The following is a 5,113-nucleotide window of genomic DNA, read 5'->3' as shown; positions in this document are numbered from 1 at the left end:
CTATTTAAGTTAGAGAAAGACTCAAGCCAAGACATCGGATGCTCCTTAATCTCTGGATATAATTCCTTAACACCAATTGCTCTAAGTCTTAGATTTGATAAATACTTGATATATTTGTCAATTAACTCATTATTAATACCAAGTATCTGATTATCTGTTACATACTGCCCCCAGGAGATTTCATGCTCAACACCAGTCTTCATCATCTGACGAATCTCTTCTTCAAATTCTGGTGTAAATAACTCTTTATTCTCATTTCCTTGATAATATTTTGGAATAACACAAGATGCGTAACTTCATCACGGTTAATATATTTAAATATAATACTTGTAGCTGTCATCTTTCCTTGTCTTGCTAAGGTATAGAAGAAACTAAATCCTGAGTAGAAATAAATTCCTTCAAGAATATAGTTAGCTATAATCGTTCGAAGAAAATTCTCCTCATTAGGATTTTCATTGAATCGTTGATAAATATCAGCAATAAATTTGTTTCTTTTTAATAGATGCTCATCTTCTCGCCACATATCATATATCTTATCTCTAGTAATCGGATTTGTCACGGTATCAAGGATATAAGAATAACTCTGCGCATGTATTTCTTCTTGAAACGCTTGAATATTAAGTAGTGAAGTTACTTCTGGCGCTGTAATATATCTTGACAAATTCGGAAGATTTTCCGTTTGTATGGAATCTAGGAAATTAAGGAACGAGATAATCTTATCAAAGGCATTTCTCTCACCATCTGTTAAGTAAGGGAACTGTTTTATATCCTCGTTTAATGCAATCTCTTCTGGAATCCAAAAATTATTCAACATGGTACGATATAACATTCTAGACCAGTCATATTTGATTCGATTCCATTCTCTTAGATTTGTTGTATTACCATTTATCATACTACTTGTGCCACGCTCACCATACTCATTAAATATCTTCTTTTTATCCATATCTTTACCTCTCAATTTCTTCTCATAATATCGATCACCTTGGATTTATTAGCTTGAACAGCTTGTACATTCATCCATCTCAAGCGATTGGTTTCTTATATAGTATACAGTCTTTAATCCTTGTTTCCAAGCTTCCACATATAAGTTTAGGATATCTTTCGCTTTATATTCAGGTGTAATATAGAAGTTAATGGATTGTGACTGATCAATATGACGTTGACGAATTCCACATGCTTTAACGGAATATTGTTGATCAATTGTATGGGCTTCTTTGTAAAACCAATAATTTTCATCATTCAAATCAGGTGCAGTTTTCGTGATAAAACTTCCCTTCTTCTCTTCCACGAAGAAACGTTTGAAGATTGGATCAATTCCAGCAGAAGTATTGGCAATGTTTGAAGTACTTCCTGTTGGTGCAACTGCCATAATATATCCATTACGTAAACCATATTGCGCAACGTCTGCTTTTAGCTTTTGCCATCTTTCACTTGTATATCCACGTTTATCGAAATAAGCACCTGTTTGCCATTCTGAACCTTCAAAAGCTTCATAAGCTCCCTTTTCTTTAGCTAATTCCATTGATGCCTTAATGGCTTGGTAAGCGATTTCTTCGAATAATTCATCCGCTTCTCTTAAATGTTCTTCACTTTCCCATGTAATTTGATTTTTTGCAAGATAATGATGGTATCCACTTGTTCCAAGTCCAATTGCTCGATATTTATCCGACGTAATCTTAGCATCTAACTCCGGAACTTTATTCAGTGTAATAACGTTATCAAGCATACGAATCTGTAACGGAACATTATGCGCTAAATCTTTCTTTTCGATTTTACCAAGATTAATAGAGTTTAGATTACAAGTAACCATATCTCCTGGTTTCATCCTGTGTATGATTTGTTTTGAACCATACTCATCATCTATTATAGCTTCTTCTATCAATTCTGTCTCGCTCATATTCTGCGCAATTTCTTGACACAAGTTTGATGAATAGATCATTCCTTCATGTTTATTTGGATTCGCTTGATTTACTGTATCTCTAAAGAAGAAGAACGGCGTTCCTGTCTCAACTGCACTCTTCATAATTTTCTTCATAATTTCAAGTGCTGTCACCTTAATTCTTGGTAATTCCTCACATGCTTCACAAGCAAGATATCTTCTAGTAAATTCTTTATCGTCTACCTCATCATAACAATCCTCTAATGAGAATCCCATGACTTTTCTTATCATGTATGGATCAAATAATGACCATTCTTCTCTTGCCTCTAGACGTTCCATAAATAGATTTGGAATACTTAATCCTGTAAATATATCATGAGCCTTTCTACGATCATCACCATTATTCGTCTTAAGTTCAAGAAAATCATATAAGTCCGCATGCCATATATCAAGAGTAATTGTTGCTCCACCTTTACGACGACCTAATTGGTCAACCGCCACAGCAGTATCATTATATAGACGCACCCACGGGATAACCCCTCCAGATGCATTCTTATGACCACGAATTTCACTATTCAAACTACGGATCTTCCCAATATAAATTCCTAATGCACCACCGTGTTTACTTACCTTAGAAAACTTCTGATTCACATCATAAATCGACCAGAGGTTATCTCCAACAGTTGAAATAAAGCAGCTACTTAACTGATAAAAACTAGTTCCTGCATTAGCTAATGTCGGTGTTGCTACCGTCATCTGCAATGTGCTTAATATATCATAGAATTCTTTTGCATATTTAACACGATTCTCACCTTCTGGTATTGCAAGATGCATGGCAATAACTAAGAAACGTTCCTGTGGAAGTTCACATCCTTCACCTTTAGTACTACGGATTAGATATCGATCTGCTAATAACTTCACACCCTCATAATTAAATAGGTAATCTCTCTCAGGTTTAATATACTCACCTAACTCTTTGATCTGCTCTTTTGTATAATTTTCTTTAAGATATGCACCGTATTGATTAGAATCTGTTAATGTGTCAACTAGAGTAACAAAATCACCATATCCAAAATGTTTATATCCTCTGCTAATAGCAGCTTCCTTATACAAATCAAATACAAATAATCTTGCTGCTACATATTGCCAGTTGGTATTTGTTTGGTTTGTTGAGTTCCCGAATTCATCTTTTGTGGTACGAACTACCTTTTCAATTGCTGTCTGAATTAATACTTTCTGAATTGCTTTCGTTGTCATTCCATCTACATATTGAATTCTTGCATCTAATTCTAATTCAATTGGATCGCAACCCTCAAGTCCTTCACATGCAAATGCGATCATTCTCTTTGTCTTTTCTACATATAGGGGCTCTATTGTATTATTTCTTTTGCGTATATTAATTGTCATGAATAATCCTCCCACATATCTCTTTAGGCTATCTATATATTGTTTTATTTATCGATTTTTTCCCACTTAAAACACATTATATTGTAATGCGATAATGGTTACTATTACTATATAACTTTTGAGATGAAATATCAAGTACTAGTTTAAATCCATATGAAAATTATTTATCTATATAATACTCTACTTATTCTTTAATTAATTTTTCTTCATGACCTATTCGTTCAAAAGTGTGTAGCCAATCGACTTTCTTAAAATAAATCAAGAATATAATCGAACTTAATGACCATGTTAGTGGATATGCCCAGAATATTACTCCAATCTTTGGAACAATATGTACTGCTATCGTAATGTAGGTGATTCGAATTATACACCAAGAAAACAGCATAGTTATCATAGGCACAATTGCTTTACCTGCACCACGCATAATCCCAGCTATACAATGTGAAAATGCCAGCAAGAAATAAAATAACGCTTCTGTTCTTGCTTGTTTCGTACCGAAAGCGATAACTGTAGGGTTATTATTGAATATACGGATTAACATAGGTGCGCCAATCCAAATTATTATTCCAACGATCTCAGCCATGGTAACTGAACAGATAATACCGAATTTTGTTCCTTTTTTTACTCTATCTAACTTTCCAGCTCCTAAATTTTGCCCTACAAAAGTTGTCAATGCCATTGAGAAACAAGTTATTGGCAAGAACGCAAAACCTTCAATTTTCGTATATGCTCCACAACCAGCCATTGCATCAACACCAAAAGCATTTATATTCGATTGAACAATAACATTAGCAAAACCAATAATGGAATTCTGTACACCAGATGGCAATCCTAATTGAATAATCTGTTTTAACATAGGACCATTAAAACGAATCTTCCTTATAGAAACTTTATATACCGTATCGTACTTCATTAAACGCCTGAAGCATAACAATGCACTGATTGCTTGAGAGATAACCGTTGCTAATGCTGATGATCCAACCCCTAGTTTAAATACTCCTACAAAGAGCAAATCTAGGACAACATTTACAATAGACGCTATAATCAAATAATAAAGCGGATGTCTACTATCCCCAATCGCTTGTAAAATACCAACAGCTATGTTATACATAACAACTGCTGATACTCCCATAAAATATATTCGGAAAAATAAAATAGAATTTGGCAAAACTGACTCTGGAGTTCCCATCCATGTCAATATCTGTGGTGTAAAAATAATACCTAGTACCGTTAAAATCACACTTGCTACTAATCCAAATGCAATATCAGTATGTATCGCTAGTTGCATATTCTTATAATCTTTTGCTCCGAAATATTTTGATATAACAACGCCAGCTCCCATAGCGATACCATTGAAGAATCCAACCAGTAAAAATATAAGATTACCAGAAGAACTTACTGCTGCCAATGCATCATTTCCAATAAAATTGCCAACAATCAGTGAGTCTACCGTGGTATACAACTGCTGAAACACATTCCCCCAAAATATAGGTATTGCAAACATAATAATTTTCTTCCATATAGTTCCTTCAGTGAGTAATGTTGATTGATTTTCTTTCACAATTACATATCCTTCTTTCGTGTATTAGTCCATAAATAAAGTCGATGACACCAATTTGTAATGATTACGAATTGGTACCACCGACTTTTTAGTATAGCATATTCTATAGAATATAAAATGTATTTTCTTATATTTTCATTTATCCCTTGACATATCTTTACACCGATGTTATATTGTACATATAGTATATATACAATATAACAAAGGAGTGCATTCTATTGGATATTATTATTAATAATTCATCCGGCATTCCCATATACGAACAG

2 protein-coding genes and 1 pseudogene are annotated in these 5,113 nt (G+C 33.8%); all 3 read right to left on the bottom strand.

The features are described from left to right. Positions 1–892 (bottom strand): annotated as a pseudogene (locus ACW2QF_RS12210) (ribonucleotide-diphosphate reductase subunit beta); the annotation flags it as partial. Between the two features lie 99 nt (positions 893–991). Continuing rightward, complete coding sequence (locus tag ACW2QF_RS12205) at positions 992–3,286, bottom strand: ribonucleoside-diphosphate reductase subunit alpha (RefSeq protein ID WP_455716281.1); 2,295 nt, start codon at positions 3,284–3,286, stop codon at positions 992–994. A gap of 184 nt (positions 3,287–3,470) precedes the next feature. Next, entirely contained in the window at positions 3,471–4,790 is a 1,320-nt protein-coding gene (locus ACW2QF_RS12200; RefSeq protein ID WP_455716287.1) for an MATE family efflux transporter, read from the bottom strand. Between the last annotated feature and the right edge of the window lie 323 nt (positions 4,791–5,113).

This window comes from Anaerosporobacter sp. (assembly GCF_965301125.1).
Note: the sequence above shows the minus strand (reverse complement) of the source record. Positions and strands in the feature narration are given on the sequence as shown.

Coding starts and splice junctions, on each gene's coding strand:
- ACW2QF_RS12205 (WP_455716281.1), bottom strand. CDS start 3,286: ATGACAATTAATATACGCAAAAGAAATAATACAATAGAGCCCCTATAT.
- ACW2QF_RS12200 (WP_455716287.1), bottom strand. CDS start 4,790: ATGTTTGCAATACCTATATTTTGGGGGAATGTGTTTCAGCAGTTGTAT.